The sequence below is a fragment of the Sphingomonas qilianensis genome (assembly GCF_039614825.1).
Classification (GTDB): Bacteria; Pseudomonadota; Alphaproteobacteria; order Sphingomonadales; family Sphingomonadaceae; genus Sphingomonas; species Sphingomonas qilianensis.
This window is the reverse complement of record NZ_JBDIMF010000005.1, coordinates 195,247-212,886: the sequence shown is the minus strand read 5'-3', so window position 1 is coordinate 212,886 and position 17,640 is coordinate 195,247. Positions and strand designations below refer to the sequence as shown.

Below are 17,640 nucleotides of genomic sequence, written 5' to 3'. Positions count from 1 at the left end.
AGGGGCAGGGATGAAGCTTTCCCTCCTCTGGGGTGCGGCGGCGATTGTCGCACCCTTGGTCGCTCTGGCGGCGCAGGAGCCGGCGCCGCCGGCCCCTGCGGTGGCGGTCAGCATGGCCGATCGGCTGGTCAACGATCCTCGCGCCGAGGCGCTGAGGCCCTATGGCCAGCCCATCCCGCCCACCGTCCGCAGCGACAAGACGGTGCAGTTCGGCAAGGCCCTGCGCGTGCAGATCAGCGGCCCCACGGCGGAAGTCGGCCGGATCGGTGCGATTACGCCGACGTTGAAGCCGGTCAAGGAAGGCGATCGCATCGTCATCGCCTTTTGGGCGCGCGCGCAACGCACCGACAGTGGCGCGCCGGGCAAAGTGTGCCGCGTGCAGCTCGAAGCGACACCGGTGGTGCGCGCGGTCTTTGATGCCGCGTTTGACATCACGCCCGAATGGAAAATGTATAAGCTGGGCGGCACGGCCGATCGTGCTTATGCGCCGGGCGCGCTAAACGCTGCCTTCCATCTCGCCTGCGCCAAACAGGTCATCGATATCGGCCCCGTATTTATCCTGGATTATGGCTCATGAAACGCTTCCTGATCGCCGCCGGCCTCGCGCTGGCGGCGCTGACCACGACCACCACGGCGGTGCGCGCGGATAATCCCCAGTTTCAGGGGGCGGATCCGCATGCCGTCTATATCGGCAACGAATTGTGGGTGTTCCCCACCGGCGGGCCCGGCGGCAGCTGGGAGGCGGATCGCTTCGGTGCCTTCTCCTCGACCGATCGCAAGCACTGGCAAAGCCGTGGCGAGTTGATCCGGCGCGACAGCATCAAGTGGATCGCCGATGATGGCGCCAAGGAACATTTCCTGTGGGCGCCGGCCGTCGCGACCAAAGGCGGCAAATGGTATCTCTATTATTCGGTCGGCCCGCAAAACCCGACGCCGAGCCGCATCGGTGTGGCGGTCGCGGCGCGGCCCGAAGGCCCCTATGTCGATAGCGGCAAGCCGTTGTTGACCGGCGAACTGGTCAAGGATGGGCGCGGCTTCGAAGCGATCGACCCGATGACCTATGTCGATGCCCCCTCGGGCAAGGCCTATATGTATGCCGGCGGCAGCGCGGGCGCCAAGCTGCGGGTATTCCAGCTGACGCCGGACATGGTGACGATCGATCGCGAGATCGCGGTCGCCACGCCGCCTCAATTCACCGAAGGCGCGTTCATGCATGAGCGGCGCGGCACCTATTATCTGTCGTACAGCCACGGGCACTGGAACGGGCCGGATTATTCGGTCCATTATGCCACGGCATCCTCGCCGCTCGGGCCGTGGCGCTATCGCGGCGCGATCCTGACCAGTGACAGCAAGCGCAAGGGGCCGGGGCATCACAGCTTCGCCCGCGATCCCAAGACCGGCCAGTGGCTGATCGTCTATCACCGCTGGGAAAATCCGCAGGGCAGCATGCCGTTCAAGGGCGAGCGGCAAGTGGCGGTCGATCGCGTGCGCTACGCGGCCGATGGCCGGATCCTGCCAATCCGGATGACGGACTGACCTGCGGCCGCTAGGCTCCGCCCGAAGAATTAGCAGAGAGGTATCCTGATGAACCGCACGTTTTTCGCCGCCACCGCGCTTGTTTCCATCGCGATGGGCCTCGCCGCCAGCCCGGCCGAGGCCGCCAGCGCCAGGCGCGCGAGCTTCGGCACAATGCCCGATGGCCGCGACGTGCCGGCGGTGACGCTGACCAACGCGCGCGGCGTATCCGCCACGGTGATCGCGCTCGGCGCATCGTTGCAGGCGCTGCTGATGCCCGACAAGGCCGGCAAGGTGGAAGACGTGCAGATCGGCTACGACACGCTCGACGGCTATCTGGCCAAGCCGGAATTCTTCGGCGCCACCGTCGGCCGCGTCGCCAATCGCATCGCCAAGGGCCGTTTCACGCTCGACGGCAAGACCTACAAGACGCCGATCAACGATGGCCCCAATTCGCTGCACGGCGGCACCAAGGGCTTCGACAAGGTACTGTGGGAAGTCACCGAAGTAAAAAGCGGCCCGGCGGCGTCGGTCACGTTGCGCTATGTCAGCCCCGATGGCGACATGGGCTATCCCGGCACGGTGACGACCTTCGCGACCTATGCGCTGGATGAGCAGAATCAGCTGACGATCGAATATCGCGCGACGACCGATCGGCCGACCGTGGTGAACATCTCCAACCATGCCTATTGGAACCTGGCCGGCGTGGGCGCGCCGCGCGGCGCGATGGGCCATATCGTCACCATCCCGGCCGAACGCTACACGCCGACCGATGCGACCGCGATCCCGACCGGGCAGCATGTGCCGGTGGCCGGCACGGTATTCGATTTCCGCACGCCCCGCGCGATCGGCGACCGGGTGCGCGATGCGCGCGATCCGCAGATCGCGTACGGCCGCGGGTACGATCACAATTGGGTGATCGGCGACGCGGTGACGCCCACCACGCATCTGATGGCGCGCGTGGTCGAGCCGGTATCCGGGCGCGGGTACGAACTTTGGTCGAACCAGCCTGGCCTGCAATTTTATTCCGGCAATTTCTTCAACGGCACGATCACCGGCAAGAAGGGCCAGATCTATCGCATGGGCGATGCCATCGTGATGGAGCCGCAGCTGTTCCCCGATGCGCCCAATCAGCCCAACTTCCCGTCGGTACGGCTGAACCCGGGCCAGACCTACAAGAACACGATGATCTACAAGCTGACCGTTCAGCGCTGATCGACGTATCCGGAGATCCACGAGATGAAACTATTCTTCACGGCGCTGCTCGCCACCGCGGCGATCGTCGCCAGCCCGGCCGAAGCGCGCGGGCGCTGGAGCGAGGCGCAGGCCAATAACTGGTACACCAAGCAGCCCTGGCTGGTGGGCGCCAATTATACCCCCGCCAGCGCGATCAACCAGCTGGAGATGTGGCAGGAAGCAACCTGGGATCCCAAGCGCATCGATTACGAACTGAACCTGGCGCAGGGCATTGGCATGAACACGATGCGCGTGTTCCTGCACGATCAGTTGTGGACGCAGGATCCCGAGGGCTTCGAGCGCCGTATCGGCGAATTCCTGACCATCGCGCAGCGGCACAACATCAAGCCGCTGTTCGTGCTGTTTGACAGCTGCTGGGATCCCGATCCCAAGCTCGGGCCGCAGCATCCGCCGATCCCGGGCGTGCACAATTCGGGCTGGGTGCAGGGGCCGGGCCTGCCGGGCCTGCGCGATCGCAGCCGCTATCCGGGCTACAAGGCCTATGTGCAGGGCGTCATCGGCGCGTTCGCGCAGGATGATCGCATCCTCGGCTGGGATGTGTGGAACGAGCCGGATAACGGTGCCGATCAGTATAAAGGGCAGGAGGGCAAGGAGCCATTGGTCCGCGCCATGTTGGCGCAGGTGTTCGATTGGGCGCGCGATGCCGAGCCGAGCCAGCCGATCACCTCGGGCGTGTGGCTGGGCGATGACTGGGCGCCGGGCGGCAAATCCTCGCCGATGGAGAAATTGCAGCTCGCGCAATCTGACGTCATCACGTTCCACGACTACAATTGGCCCGAGACGTTCGAGGGGCGGATCAAGCAATTGCTGCCGTATGGCCGCCCGATCCTGTGCACCGAATATATGGCGCGCGGCAACGGCTCGACCTTCGATGGCTCGCTGCCGGTCGCCAAGCGCTACAATGTCGCGATGATGAACTGGGGCTTTGTCGATGGCCGCACGCAGACGCGGCTGCCGTGGGACAGCTGGCAGAAGCCGTATACGATGGCCGAGCCGACGATCTGGTTCCACGAAGTGTTCCGGAATGACGGCACGCCATACCGCAAAGCGGAAACCGATCTGATCCGTCGTCTGGCGGCAGCCCCCAAGGGCGTCGTCCCGCCCGCCACGCCGATCGCGCAGGCGCCGCGCAAGCGCCGCTGATCCATGCGCCGGCTTGCCTTGGGGCTTCTGGTCGCGTTGCTGGCGGGAACGTCGGCGGCGCAGGCCCCGGGCGGGCCGGTCGCGCCCTTTGTCGATCCGGCCGGGGCGTATCTCTTCGCGCACATGACCAAGGAGCATTATGGCGCGCTCTATTATTCGGTCAGCCTCGATGGCCTGCACTGGACGCGGCTGAACGGCGGCGCGCCGGTGTCGGCCGATTATCACGGTCACGCCTCGATCGCGCGCGGTGGCGACGGCCGTTATTATCTGGTCGGCAACAAGGGCGATGACGATGCGCTGATCCGCTTCTGGGTACGGACGATCTGCTGCGATGGGCGCCGTTCGGCACCTACCGGCCCGATCTGACGAATATCCCCGACCATCCGCACACGCTGGCGCGGATCGGTGCGCCGAAGCTGTTCTACGATACGCCGTCGGGCCAGTTCCTGCTCACCTGGCATACCCCCAATCTGGATGGCGATGCGCAGGATCCCGAACGCTATTGGGGCAGCCAGCGTACCCTGTATGTCCGGTCGCCCGATCTGAAGTCATTCGCGCAGCCGCCGCGCCGGCTGTTCGCCTGGAACATGGCGACGATCGACACGATCGTGCAGCCGGATGATCGCGGCGGCTATTGCGTCGTGATCAAGGATGAGCGCTATCCATCCTATGCCTGGACCACGGGCAAGACCATCCGGATCAGCTGCGCGCCGAAACTGCTTGGGCCCTATCCGCTGCCCGGCCCGCCGCTCAGCCCCAATTTCCGCGAGGCGCCAACGATCGTCCGTGCGCCGAACGCCCGGGACTGGCTGCTATATTACGAGCAGTATGCCGGCACGAGCTACGGCCTGTCGACCGCACCGACGTTGCAAGGCCCATGGTATCAGATGTCGGGGAATAGCGGCGTGCCCGCATGGAACCGCTATGAGATGCCCGCGGGCACACGGCACGGATCGATGATCGCCATATCACGTCAGCAATATCAGGCGATCGTCGCGGCATTTCCCGAGCACGCGCGTTAACGAACACGCATAGAACGCTGCGTTGTACGCGTTACGCTGCGGTGTCTGGCGCGAAAATGCGCTCGCGCAGGCTGGCATTGCGAAGCCGCACCGCGGCGACTTCATCATGCTCGGTTTTGGCCAGCAGATGCTCGATCACCGCGTCGAGGTGGCGGCGCATCGCATTGCGGGCCGCGTCGGCATCGCCCGCTCGCAACGCGGCGAGAACCGCGCGATGTTCCTCCACGCGCAGCAATTCGCCCCCGCCCCGCGCGCGCTGGTGAATGGTGCGCGCCAGTTCGCAACGGTCGCGCATCGCCCATAGATCGGTGACGACCGCGATCATCGCGCTGTTGCCCGTGGCAGCGGCAATGACAAGGTGGAAGTCACGATCGGCACGCTCGCTGATCGTGATATCGGGATCCGTCATGGCCTCCAGCAACGCGTCCAACTCGCGCAAGGCGTCGGAGTCGATCCGGCGCGCCGCCACCGCGGCCACTTCCGCCTCGATGCTGCGCCGCGCTTCGAGCAATTCGAACGCACCGACATCCAGCGCCTCCGCCTGCGCGCCGGGCATACGCAGCGACGCGACATAGATGCCCGATCCTTTGCGCATCTCGACCACGCCCATCATCTCCAGCGCTACCATCGCCTCACGCACGGTCGCCCGGCTGGTGGCATAGCTCTCGGCCAGTTCGCGTTCGGTGGGCAGGCGGCTGCCGATGGCAAATCTGCCCGCGGCCAATTGTTCGACGACGCCGTCGATCACGCGTCGATAAAGTTTGTCTGACCGATCCATAAGAGATCTTACTGCCATCATGGAGGCAGGCGCAACGGCTTAGGCGCGTGCGATGCGCGCCGCGCACGCAGGTTGACAGGCCAAAGTCGTTAGGGTTGTATGACCAATAGAGAGGAGAGCGGGCCGCAGCGACGGCATCTGAATGTGCCTGGCAGCGCCCGAGCTGCGTCATTGTCCCATCGTTCCGCGCCCTCCAGGTGCCTCCCGATTGAAGAGTCTTTACCTCCATGCCCAAAATCGTCGACGCCCGCGTCATCGTCACTTGCCCGGGTCGCAACTTCGTTACGCTCAAGATCATCTGTGACAATGGCACGACCGGCGTTGGCGATGCCACGCTCAATGGGCGCGAGCTCAGTGTGGCGAGCTATCTGGCCGATCACGTCGTGCCGTGCCTGATCGGGCGTGACGCGCACCGCATCGAGGATATCTGGCAGTTTCTGTACAAGGGCGCCTATTGGCGGCGCGGGCCGGTGACGATGACCGCGATCGCTGCGGTCGACATGGCGCTGTGGGATATCAAGGGCAAGATCGCCGGCCTGCCGGTCTATCAATTGCTCGGCGGTGCCGCGCGCGAAAGCGTAATGGTCTATTGCCATGCCAATGGCGCGACGATCGAGGATACGATCGCGGCCGCGCTCGAGTATCAAAGCCAGGGGTTCAAGGCGATCCGGCTGCAATGCGGTGTGCCTGGTCTGGCATCGACCTACGGCGTCAGCAAGGATCGCTATTTCTACGAACCGGCCGATGCCGATCTGCCGAGCGAAAGCGTCTGGTCGACGTCCAAATATCTGCGCGTGGTGCCCGAGCTGTTCGGGGCCGCGCGCGAGGCATTGGGGTGGGACGTGCATTTGTTGCATGATATCCATCATCGCCTGACGCCGATCGAAGCCGGCCGGCTGGGTCGTGATCTGGAACCGTATCGGCCGTTCTGGCTGGAAGATGCCACGCCAGCCGAAAACCAGGACGCGTTTCGGCTGATCCGCCAGCATACCACCAGCCCGCTGGCGGTGGGCGAAGTGTTCAATTCGATCTGGGACGCGAAGGGCCTGATCGAGAATCAACTGATCGATTATATCCGGGCCACCGTGGTGCACGCTGGCGGCATCACGCATCTGCGCCGTATTGCCGCGCTGGCCGATCTCTACCAGATCCGCACCGGCTGCCACGGCGCGACCGATCTGTCGCCCGTGTGCATGGCAGCGGCGCTGCATTTCGATCTGTCGGTGCCCAATTTCGGCATCCAGGAATATATGCGCCACACCGACGAAACCGATGCCGTCTTCCCGCATAGCTACCGCCTCGAAAACGGTACGATGCATCCCGGCGAGGCGCCGGGCTTGGGCGTCGATATCGATGAGGAGCTGGCCGCCGGTTATGATTATAAGCGCGCGTTTCTGCCGGTGAACCGGCTTGAGGATGGCACGCTGTGGAGCTGGTAAGAGCATGACGCAGGCGGCATCGACGGTGGCGACAGAAGTGATGGAAAAGCCCCGCGGCCGGGTGCGGTGGATCGTCTGCGCGTTGCTGTTCGCGGCGGTCGCGCTCAGCTATATCGATCGCTTGGTGCTGCCGACGCTCAAGCCTGAATTGCAGGCGCGCTATCAGTGGAGCGAGCAAGGCTATGCCGATCTCGCCATTGCTTTCCAGGCGGCCTACGGCATTGCCTATGTCGTGTTCGGTCGATTGGTCGATCGGGTCGGGGCCAAGATCGGTTATACCATCGCGGTCACCTTATGGACCATCGGCCATGTCGCGCACGCCCTGTTTACCAGCGCGGGCGGGATGATCTGGGCGCGATTGCCACTGGCGATCGGCGAGGCCGGCGCTTTCCCCGCGGCGCTTGCGGCGACCAACGAATGGTTTCCGCAACGCGAACGCGCGCTGGCGATCGGGATTTTCAATGCCGGGTCCAATGTCGGCGCGATCCTGACCCCGTTGATCGTGCCGGTGATCGCGGTCGCCTTTGGCTGGCGCATGGCCTTCATCGCCACCGGCGCGCTGACCCTTTTGTGGCTGGTTGCGTGGCTGGCTTTCTATCGCAGTCCGCGCCGTCATAAGCGCGTCAGCGCCGAGGAACTGGCCTGGATCGAGGCCGACCCCGTCGCGCCGGCCAAGCCGGTCAAATGGCGCACGCTGCTGAAGTTGCGCCAGACTTGGGCCTATATGCTCGGCCGGTTCCTGATCGATCCGGTGTGGTGGACCTTTCTGTTCTGGCTGCCCGATTTCTTCAATCGGCAATATGGCGTGAAGATGCTCGATTTCGGGCCGCCTTTGGTGGCGATCTATGTGCTTGCCGATGTCGGCTCGGTCGCCGGCGGCTGGTTTTCGTCACGCCTGTTGGGCCGCGGACTGACGCCGAACCGCGCGCGTAAAACCGCCATGGCGGCCTGCGCATTGTTCGCATTGCCGGTGATCTTCGCGGCCCAGGCACCCAGCATGTGGTGGGCCGTGCTGGCGATCGGGCTCGCTTGTGCGTGCCACCAGGGCTTTTCGGCCAACGTCTATGCGATGCCAGGCGATCTCTTTCCGCGTGGCATGGGCGGCTCGGTAATCGGGCTGGGTGGCCTGTCCGGCGCGCTGGGCGGCATGCTGATGGCCAAGTTCGCCGGCACGATCCTGGCCGGGGTAGGCGGCTATGGCCCGATCTTCGTGGTCGCCGGTTGCGCCTATTTCGTCGCCTTGCTGGTGATCCACCTATTGGTCCCGCGCTACGCGCCGGTCGATCCGGCGCGATTGGCGGCGGCCTAGGCGCCGGCCTCAATCGTAGCGGTAGAGTTTGACGCGCTGGATCTGCCACCTGCCGGTTGGCAAGCTGACATGCCGGCCCTGATGCGTCTGATCGCCATTCAACAAGCGCGCCGGTCGCCACGTGCCGGCCGCATCGAACGCGCCTTCCCACACGCTGTCGAGGCCGGCTTGCGACGGACCATCGCCGATCGGCGCAAAGGTGACGGTGATGCCTTGCCCGGCGACCAGGAACTCTTCGGGCGCGATCTGGATGATCATGCCGCCGGCGGCAGCGGTGGTCGGCGCCAGCGTCGGGCGCTGGATGTCGGCATAAGCGATGGTGAAGCGATAGCCCCCCAGATCGCGCGTCTGCGGTTCATACAACACCGTGCCGTCATACAGTTCGGCGGGCTTGAACCCGGCGATGCGGCCAAGCCCCTGCGCGGCGAGAATGCTCGGCGTTAGCTGCGTCAGCACGTCATAAGCGGCGCCGAGCGCGCCCGGCGCATCATCGATCGACTCGATCGAGAATGGGCTGTAGCCGATCGCATCGTGCGCGCCGATCGCATAAAAGGCGTTGGCCGGCCCGGCGGGATTGTCGGCATTGTTCGCCTCCGGGATGAACAACGGATTGTCGGGCCGTTTGTAGCGCCCGACCAGATCGACGAAATTGGGAAAGTAGATGTCGGGGGCGATGAAATCGATCGTCGGCGCGCCCGCTTTCCACACGTCGATCAGGTGCGGTAGCGGCCCGCCGCTGGGATATTCGCCGGGCGCGCGGCCGGGGCGGTTGAGCGCCACGTTGACGTACATCGGCAGCGCATAGCGCGCTTTGCCGGCTGCGGTGAGCTGGTCGGCGAAGCGAGCATAATGCCAGGCGGTGAACACCTCCGCTGCGGCATCGCCCCGGCCGAACAGGTCTTCCCAACTGCCGCTCGTCTTGGCGCCGCGCTCGATCCACAGGCGTTGCATGCCCGGAACGAGCGTGGCGCGGTGCGCCGTGAGGTAGGAGATGAGCTCGACGGGCACGGGCTGGCGAAACGCTGCCTCGGCGAGCGGGCCATGATCACGTGCCACCGGCAACATGCCGATCTCGTTTTCGACCTGCACCATGACCACGGTGTTCTGCCGCTCGTCGATCGCGCGCAGATGCCCGAGGAGCGCCGCATAAGCGCGCTGGTCGGCGGCCAGCGTGTCGGGCGCGAAGGCGGACAGGATACCGACCCCGCGACCGTCGGCGAGCTGGGCGCGCGGGAAGCGCGTCTGATCGCGTTTCACCCAGCTGGGCACATAGGTCGACATCGAATTTTTCCACGCGCCAAACCACAGGATGACGAGCTTCAAATCGTGCGCGCGGGCATCGCGCACCAGCGCATCGACCGACGACCAATCGAACACGCCTTCGCGGGGCTCGATCAATTCCCAAGCGACCGGCGCCAGCACGGTATTGAGGTGCATCGCCTTCAGCTTGGCCCAATGCGGCGCCATGTACGCGGCGCTGGAGGCGGAGGAATTGCCCAGTTCGCCGCCCAGAATGAGCATCGGCCGGCCACCGACGATCAATTGCGTGGCGGTGCCCTGGCGGCGCAGCGACGGTGCCTCGGCTGCGGCCGGTGCGGTCGGCATCATCATCGTCAACGCCATCACAGCGGCGATCGTGCGGATCATTGATCCTCTCCCTTTATGGCGGCAGCGGGCTTATCACGCCGGCAGATGCTGTAAGGTGTTCTAACAATTATTGGCCGGACAACAATAGTTGACTTGCCAGACTGGTTAGCGCTACCAATAGCCAGCATAGCATGAGCAGGCCGCAATGACGGCCGCTCGCAGGGAGAGGATCGAGATGATTTACGGATCACCATTGCGTCGCGCGGGCACCCCGCTGGCGCTGCTGCTCGGCACGGTATCGTGGCCGGCGCTCGCCCAGACCGTTCCCGCGCAAGGCGCGCCGACCGCATCGTCCAACAGCAGTGCGACCACCATGCCAACCGCGACGACGCAGGATGGCGCCGGCAACACCGCGCCGACCGAGATGAACTCGGCCGATCAGGCGCCGGCCGATCCCTCGGCCACCGGCAATGAGGACATCGTCGTCACCGGCTATCGCGCCTCGCTGCAGAGCCAAACCAACGCCAAGCGCAACTCGACCGGCTTTACCGATACGATCTTTGCCGAGGATATCGGCAAATTCCCCGACACCAACATCGCTGAATCAGTCAATCGCATCCCCGGCGTGACGATCAGCCGCGAAGTGACCGGCGAGGGCGCCAACGTCGCCATTCGCGGGCTGGGCACGAACTTCACGCGCGTGCTGCTTAACGGGGCGCCGGTGGCAATCGCTTCGGTGCGCTTCGATGCGCAGAGCACGAATCGCGAAGTCGATCTCGATCTGATCCCGACCGAATTGTTCACGCAGTTGACGGTCAGCAAATCGCCGACCGCCGGCCAGATCGAGGGCGGCGCGGCCGGTACGGTCAATCTGCGATCGGCGCGGCCGTTCGATAATCCCAAGCCGTATTTCAGCTATGGTCTGCAGGGCTCCAAGGTCAGCGCGGCGGATAAATGGGGCTATCGCGGTTACGCGCTGGCCAGCGCGACGTTCGGCGATTTCGGTATCCTCGTGGGGGGCGCCGCGGTCAAGAACCGGTTCCAGGTCGATGGCTATGAGACGATCGGTTTCACCAACCCCAATCTCACCGCAGCGCAAAGCAGTTCGGCCACGCGCAACGCTACCGGTGGCGGCAATTTCACCATTCCGGGTACGGTGCCGGTCAATGCCGGTAACGGGCTGACGCCGGGCACGGTGATTGATCAAGCGTTCCTGCTGGCGCAGAATCCAGGAGCGACGATCGAGCAGATCGACAACGGGCTGCTGCCGCGTCTCAGCCGTCCGCGAACCGAAATCGGCGAACGCACGCGCTACAACGGGCTGGTGTCGCTCGAATGGCGTCCAAGCGACGCACTGCACTTCTATGTCGATGGCATGTATGCGAAGCGCGACACCGAATTCACGCGCACGGCGATGAACTGGGTGGTTCGTAACGGCGCGGCCATCCCGCTCGACACCACTTACGACAACGCCAATTGCGCGGCGGGCTGCACCGTGACCGGCGGCACGTATGCCAATTCGCAATTCTTCCTCGAATACCGCCCGTATAAGGACACGCAGGATTATTGGGGCGTCAATCCCGGCATGGAATTCGTCGTCAACGACTTCATCAAGGGCGACCTGCAGGCCAATTACACCAAGAGCAATTTCCGCCGCGAAAGCCCCACCGTGCTGGTGATCACGCCGCCAAGCAGTGGCGTCACGGTGAATTACGAGAATACCGGTAGTGGTATTCCCACCGTCACGAGCAATATCGATCTCAACAACCCGGCCAATTTCGGCTGGAACGGCGGCGGTCGCGTCAATCTCAACGGTGAGGAACGCAAGACCGAAACCAAGGGTATTCGCGGCAGCCTGTTGTTCGGCGACGAGAAGCGTTTCAGCGTGCGGGTCGGCGCCGCTTATGACGATACCTCGCGCCGCATCATCGCGTTCGATAACACCAATCCCTGGCAGGCGGCGATTTGTGGCAACAATCCGAGCGTCGTGCTGCCGGGGCCGAACCGTCAGCCGATTTGCGATGGCGCCAACGTGCCGGGCACCGTCGCGCCGCCGGGTTATCCAACCTATGCGGCATATGGCACCGGCTTTTCCGCCGGTGCGGCGCCCCTGGTCTATGGCGGGTCGATCATCCCGACCGCAGCAGTGCCCAGCTTCCTGCTGCCGGGCGCCAACGGTTTCGTCACGGTCGATTGGAACAAGTTCAAGGGCGCGACCAATTATGATGCGCTGTTGGCCGGCGCGACCGAAACGGGTGCTGGCAGCAGCGGCGCCAATGGCGGCCTGATCCGCGAAAAGGTGACAGGCACGTTCGTCGAGGCCAACGGCATTTTCGACGTGCGCGACAATGATACGATCCGCCTCAACGGCGGCGTGCGTTATGTCCGCACGCAGCAGATCGTCGGCGGGCGCACTACCGTGCCCGATCCGCGCAACTCGCGCGCGGGGGTGAGCTGCCCCGGTATCAGCCCGACTTTCGCGCTTGATGGGTCGTGCTATCCGGTGCTGGTCAATTTCACCGAGACCAACCGGCTTTATTCCAACTTCCTGCCCTCGGCGAGCATCGCCTATGGCTTCGGCAACAAGGCGGTGGCGCGTGGATCGGTGTCGCGCACGCTGACCCGGCCGGATCCCAACCAGCTGTTGCCCGGCGCGTCGTTTGTCCAGCCTTCCGCCGATGTCGGCACACTGGGCAACAATGCGCTTAATCCGTACATCTCGGACAATATCGATCTCGGCTTTGAATATTATACCGGGGGCGAAGGCGTCATCGCGTTTGCGGCGTTCCGCAAGTCGATCACCGGCTTTACCGTCAACGGCCTGACCACGGTGCCGTTCTCGACGCTGGAGCCGTACGGCATCACCTTCGCCTCCCTCACCCAGGCGCAGCAGCAGTCGCTGATCGATCGTGGCCGGCCCGCCGGCCTGGCGCCTGAACAAGTGCCGATCCAGATCCAGCAGCAGGTCAATTCGGATGGCAAGCTGACGGTTAACGGGCTGGAATTCCAGCTGACCCAGCCGCTCGATTTCCTCACGCAATATATCGGCGTGAGCGGGTTCGGCTTCCAGGGCAATCTCACGCTGATCGACCAGAAGGGCGAGGGTGCCGGTGCGCCGGCCGTCGCGCTCGGCGTGTCGCCGACCACCTATACGCTGACCGGCTATTATGAAGGCAACGGCCTGTCGACGCGCCTGACCTATACCTACAACGAAGGCTCGCAAGGATCGGGGCTCAACCAGAATGGTATCCCGGCGGCGGCGATCTTCGGCCGCGATTATGCGCAGCTCGATTTCTCCGGCAATGTCGATCTCGGCAAGATTTTTGGCAACAGCTACATGCCGACCTTGGTGCTCAACGTGATCAACATCACCAAGCAGGCGCAGCGCAGCTACTTCCAGTTCGATAATGCCGCATTCAACGAATATAATCCCGGCCGCACGGTCCTGGTCGGTATCCGCGGCCGCTTCTGATCTTCCTGATCCTCCCCCAGGGACCTCTAGGGCTGGCCGTTTGGCCGGCCCTTTTTTTAAGCTGGGCTGGCCGTCATTGGCACGAGGCTAGCGGCGGACGTCGAGCCCGCCAGCGAGGTAAGCGTCGAGATCCGCCTGGCGGAACAGGCTGGCGTCGCCCGGCAGCGAATGTTTGAGCGCGGCCAGCGCCAGGCCCGTGCGCGCCGCCTCGTGATTGTCGGCGCCGCCTCGCAGCGCGTGCAGCACGCCGGCAGCAAAGGCATCGCCGCCACCGATACGATCGACGATCCCGGCCAGCACCAGTTCGTCGGTCTGCGCGTGCCCGCCGCGCGTATCGATCCGTGCCGACAGGCGATGCAGATCGACATGCTCGATATGCCGCGCGGTGGAGGCGATCGTCTGCAGCCTGGGAAAGGCTGCGAACGCCGCCTCGGCGGCCTCGCGCCGGCGCTGTCCGGCATTGCTCGAAAAGGCGCGATCCAGCAGCAGCGCGATGTCGCGGTGATTGCCGAACAGCAGATCGGCATGCGCGACCAGTTCGGTCAGGATCGCGCGCGGATCGGAATCCCAGAGTTCCCACAATTTGCCACGCCAATTGCCATCGAACGACACGGCGATGCCGCGCGCGCTCGCCGCGCGCACCGCTGCCAGCGCGCTTGCCGCCGGCACGGGGCCGAGCGCGGGGGTGATCCCCGAAAGATGCAGCCGATCGACGCCGTCCAGCAAGCGGTCCCAGTGCCACGCCGCGACCGGCGCTTCGGCGAAGGACGACCAGGCGCGGTCATAGATCACTTCGGTGGCGCGCATGCCCGCGCCCGACGTGACGTAATACAGCCCCATGCGCTCGCCGCCGAGCTGGATCGCCGCGGTGTCCACGCCGTGCCCGCGCAGCGTGGCGATCGCCGAGCGGCCCAGATCATTATCCGGCACCATGCTGGCCAGCGCGACATCATGGCCGAGCCGCGCCAGTTGCGTGACGACATTCGCTTCCGCACCCGCCACCCACACGTCCAGCCGCGGCGATTGCATCAGCAATTCGCGCCCCGGCGGTGACAGGCGGAGCATGATTTCGCCGAACGCGAGCAATTTGGTCATGGTCTCTTTCCGTTCAGGCGCCGCTGGTGGGCTGATCCAGTCGGTAGGCGCGGCGCACCAGTCCGCTCGTTAATTCGTGCGCAAGGTCGAGCGCTTCCCAATCGGCGAGGCGGTGTTCGGCAACGAGCTGCGCGAGGAAGCCGCAATCCATGCGCCGCGCGACATCGTGCCGCGCCGGGATCGACAGGAAAGCGCGCGTATCATCGTTGAACCCGGCGGTGTTGTAGAAGCCGGCGGTCTCGGTGGTCATTTCGCGGAAGCGGCGCATGCCCTCGGGCGAATCGTGGAACCACCAGGGCGGGCCGAGCGTGAGGCAGGGATAATGGCCAGCGAGCGGGGCCAGCTCACGCGAATAGGTCGATTCATCCAGCGTAAAGAGGATGATCGACAGATCGGTCGACGATCCGAAGCGATCGAGCAGCGGCTTCAGCGCGGCAACATAATCGACGCGCATCGGCATGTCGGCGCCCTTGTCGCGGCCATGGCTGGCGAACAACGCCGCATTGTGATTGCGGAACGATCCCGGGTGCAGCTGCATGACCATGCCGTCCTCGATCGACATCGCCGCCATCTCGGTCAGCATCTGCGCGCGGAACAGCTCGGCATCGGCGGGCGTCCAATCACCGCGTGTGATCTTGGCGAACAAGGCTTCGCTCTCGGCCGGCGTCAGATTGGCGGTGGCGGCGGTGGGGTGGCCATGATCGGTGGCGGTGGCACCGGCGGCGCGGAAATCGGCGCGGCGCTTGCGGTGCGCGGCCAGGTAACCCGGCCAATCATACACGTCCTCTCCAGTCAGCTCGGCGAAGCGCGCCATCGCGGGCTTGAACGCCTCATGCTCGACATCGATCACGCCATCCGGGCGATAGGTGGTGACGACGCGGCCCGGCCAGCCCGATTGCTGGATGCGATGATGCGCCGAGAGATCGTCCTGCGCGCCTTCGGTGGTGGCGAGGAAATCGATCTGGAAGCGATCGAACAGGGCACGCGGGCGGAAGGCGTCGGTGGCGAGCAGTTCGGCGATGCGATCGTAATACAAATCGGCGGTGGCCGCCTCCAGCGCGATATCGAAGCCGAACACGTCGGCGAACACATGATCGAGCCACAATTGCGACGGCGTGCCGCGGAACAGGTGGATATGCTCCGCGAACACCCGCCAGGCGGCGCGCGGATCGGTCGCCGGCACGCCCTGGCGGCTGGGGATGGCCAGCGCCTCCAGCGCGATGCCCTGGCTGTGGAGCATGCGAAAGATGTAATGATCCGGCGCCAGCAACAGCGAGGTGGCGTCGGTCCATGGCATATTATCGGCGAACCAGCGCGCATCGGTATGGCCATGCGGGCTGACGATCGGCAGGCGGGCAATCTCGGCATATAATGCGCGCGCGATGCTGCGCGTCGTCGGATCGGCGGGAAACAGGCGGTCGGGGTGCAATTCCAGTCGCCGGGTCATGTCAGGTCTGCCTTTTGTCGACCCGACGGGCCGGGTGCATAAAATTGGTAAGCGGTGGCAGATTCTTACGCAAGGTATTGCGCAAATATGTCAGACCACTTGGTAAGCCACCGCGACGACTCTGAAGGAATATCGTGAACCTGTGCCACACCACGCTCGATCGCTTGCCCGATACGGTAATCGCCCCCCGCCATGTTCCGCCCGTCGCCACGGGCATCGTGCATTTCGGCCCGGGCGCATTCCACCGCGCGCATCAGGCAAGTTATATTGATACCGTACTTGATACCGATCCCCGCTGGGCCATCGCCGCCGTCGCGTTGCGCAGCGCGGGAACAGTGGCGGCGCTCGCTGCGCAGGACGGGCTCTACACGCTGGCGATCCGCGATGCCGCCTCCTCGCTCCGCGTCATCGCTGCGCATAGCTGCTTCATCGGCCCCGATGGCGCGCGCCAAACGCACGCGCTGCTCGCCGATCCGGCCGTGCGCCTGGTCACCTCGACCGTCACCGAGAAAGGCTATTGTCTCGCCGTCGATGGTACGCTCGATCTCGCGCATCCCGATATCCTTCACGATCTGGCCGGCACGGATGCACCGCGCAGTCTGGTCGGCTGGCTGGTCGCCGGGCTGGCCGCGCGGCGCGCGGCGGGGCACGCCCCGTTCGTGCCCATGCCGTGCGACAATCTCGCCGGCAACGGCGCCAAGCTGCACGCCGCGCTGGTGGCGTTCGCGGCGACGCGTGATGCCGGGCTAGGCGACTGGATCGCGGGCGAAGTGCGCGTGCCCGCGACGATGGTCGATTCGATCACCCCGGCCAGCGATGCGGCGTTGCTGGCGCAGGTGGCAAGCGCACTCGGCATGGCGGATGCCGCGCCGGTACAGCGCGAATCGTTCACGCAATGGGTGATCGAGGATATCGGCCGGCCATTGGGCCCTGATCTCGCCGCGGCAGGCGCTATCGTCACGCCTGATGTCGGCGGGTTCGAGCGCGCCAAATTGCGCATTCTCAATGGCGCGCATTCCACCTTGGCCTATGCCGGGTTGTTGCGCGGGCGCAGCAGCGTGGCCGAGGCGATGGCCGATCCCGAGCTTGCCGCCTTGGTCGATCGCATGATCCGCGACGACATCATTCCGATGTTGCCCCCGGTCGCGGGGCTCGATCTCGATGCGTACCGCCAATCCGTGCTGCAACGCTTCGCCAACCCGGTCATCGTCCACCGGCTCGATCAGATCGCGCAGGATGGATCGCAGAAAATGCCGTATCGGCTGGGCGATACGCTGCGCGACAATCGTCGCGCGGGACGGATGCCGCAGGGCGTGATCGCGGCGCTGGGCGGCTGGATCGCTTTCCTGATCCAGCGCAGCCGTGATGGGGCGCCGATCATCGATCCTTCAGCAACGGCATTGATCGCGGCCGCCAGCGCCGGGACGCCGCGCGCGGTGATCGAACGGCTGGCCGGTGCCGAACTCGGCTTGAGCCGCGATCTGCGTGAGGATGCCGCAGTGCTGGAGACGCTGGAGCGCGCAGTGTCGGCGATGCTGTCAGGCGATGTGCGCGGCGCGCTCGCCGCAACCTGATC

14 protein-coding genes are annotated in these 17,640 nt (G+C 64.9%); 10 read left to right on the top strand and 4 right to left on the bottom strand.

Translation table 11 applies throughout. The annotated features are described in order from the left end of the window. Nucleotides 1-10 precede the first annotated feature (10 nt). The 6 genes from ABC969_RS12665 to ABC969_RS12640 all read left to right on the top strand — a co-directional run bounded on the left by ABC969_RS12665 (nucleotide 11) and on the right by ABC969_RS12640 (nucleotide 4,937). On the top strand, nucleotides 11-577 hold the full coding sequence (locus ABC969_RS12665) for a hypothetical protein (RefSeq protein ID WP_345865380.1): 567 nt from the start codon (nucleotides 11-13) through the stop codon (nucleotides 575-577). Next, nucleotides 574-1,536: a family 43 glycosylhydrolase gene (locus ABC969_RS12660; protein ID WP_345865379.1), complete on the top strand. Its 963-nt coding sequence runs from the start codon at nucleotides 574-576 to the stop codon at nucleotides 1,534-1,536. The genes ABC969_RS12665 and ABC969_RS12660 overlap by 4 nt, the downstream gene beginning before the upstream one ends. A 48-nt stretch (nucleotides 1,537-1,584) precedes the next feature. Then, nucleotides 1,585-2,730, top strand: coding sequence for an aldose epimerase family protein (locus tag ABC969_RS12655; RefSeq protein WP_345865378.1), 1,146 nt, complete (start codon nucleotides 1,585-1,587; stop codon nucleotides 2,728-2,730). A gap of 24 nt (nucleotides 2,731-2,754) precedes the next feature. Further along, the gene (locus tag ABC969_RS12650; protein WP_345865377.1) at nucleotides 2,755-3,915 is read left to right on the top strand and encodes a glycoside hydrolase 5 family protein; all 1,161 of its coding nucleotides are present in this window, start codon (nucleotides 2,755-2,757) and stop codon (nucleotides 3,913-3,915) included. 3 nt (nucleotides 3,916-3,918) lie between these two features. Next, nucleotides 3,919-4,281, top strand: coding sequence for a hypothetical protein (locus tag ABC969_RS12645; RefSeq protein WP_345865376.1), 363 nt, complete (start codon nucleotides 3,919-3,921; stop codon nucleotides 4,279-4,281). Nucleotides 4,282-4,502: 221 nt separating this feature from the next. Next, nucleotides 4,503-4,937, top strand: coding sequence for a glycoside hydrolase family protein (locus tag ABC969_RS12640; protein ID WP_345865374.1), 435 nt, complete (start codon nucleotides 4,503-4,505; stop codon nucleotides 4,935-4,937). 31 nt (nucleotides 4,938-4,968) lie between these two features. On the opposite strand, the gene ABC969_RS12635 is transcribed toward ABC969_RS12640, so the two are convergent. Then, the gene (locus ABC969_RS12635) at nucleotides 4,969-5,715 is read right to left on the bottom strand and encodes a FadR/GntR family transcriptional regulator (RefSeq protein ID WP_345865372.1); all 747 of its coding nucleotides are present in this window, start codon (nucleotides 5,713-5,715) and stop codon (nucleotides 4,969-4,971) included. 227 nt (nucleotides 5,716-5,942) lie between these two features. On the opposite strand from ABC969_RS12635, the gene manD reads away from it, so the two are divergent. Then, nucleotides 5,943-7,154 carry a D-mannonate dehydratase ManD gene (gene manD / locus ABC969_RS12630; RefSeq protein ID WP_345865371.1) on the top strand — a complete coding sequence of 404 codons (1,212 nt, stop codon included), beginning with the start codon at nucleotides 5,943-5,945 and terminating at the stop codon, nucleotides 7,152-7,154. A gap of 4 nt (nucleotides 7,155-7,158) precedes the next feature. Beyond that, a complete protein-coding gene (locus ABC969_RS12625; RefSeq protein ID WP_345865370.1) occupies nucleotides 7,159-8,463 on the top strand; it encodes an MFS transporter in 1,305 nt (434 codons plus the stop codon). Nucleotides 8,464-8,472: 9 nt separating this feature from the next. Here ABC969_RS12625 and ABC969_RS12620 read toward each other — a convergent pair whose 3' ends face one another. Next, a complete protein-coding gene (locus ABC969_RS12620) occupies nucleotides 8,473-10,110 on the bottom strand; it encodes a GH35 family beta-galactosidase (RefSeq protein WP_345865369.1) in 1,638 nt (545 codons plus the stop codon). A 175-nt stretch (nucleotides 10,111-10,285) separates the two neighbouring features. On the opposite strand from ABC969_RS12620, the gene ABC969_RS12615 reads away from it, so the two are divergent. Further along, the gene (locus ABC969_RS12615; protein ID WP_345865368.1) at nucleotides 10,286-13,522 is read left to right on the top strand and encodes a TonB-dependent receptor; all 3,237 of its coding nucleotides are present in this window, start codon (nucleotides 10,286-10,288) and stop codon (nucleotides 13,520-13,522) included. An 87-nt stretch (nucleotides 13,523-13,609) separates the two neighbouring features. Here the strand turns inward: ABC969_RS12615 and ABC969_RS12610 are convergent, their stop codons facing one another. Beyond that, the gene (locus ABC969_RS12610; protein ID WP_345865367.1) at nucleotides 13,610-14,617 is read right to left on the bottom strand and encodes a sugar kinase; all 1,008 of its coding nucleotides are present in this window, start codon (nucleotides 14,615-14,617) and stop codon (nucleotides 13,610-13,612) included. A 13-nt stretch (nucleotides 14,618-14,630) separates the two neighbouring features. Further along, nucleotides 14,631-16,064, bottom strand: coding sequence for a glucuronate isomerase (gene uxaC / locus ABC969_RS12605; protein WP_345865366.1), 1,434 nt, complete (start codon nucleotides 16,062-16,064; stop codon nucleotides 14,631-14,633). A gap of 134 nt (nucleotides 16,065-16,198) precedes the next feature. Here uxaC and ABC969_RS12600 point away from each other — a divergent pair, with 134 nt between their 5' ends. Next, nucleotides 16,199-17,638, top strand: a complete 1,440-nt coding sequence (locus ABC969_RS12600; RefSeq protein WP_345865365.1) for a mannitol dehydrogenase family protein — start codon at nucleotides 16,199-16,201, stop codon at nucleotides 17,636-17,638. Nucleotides 17,639-17,640 lie beyond the last annotated feature (2 nt).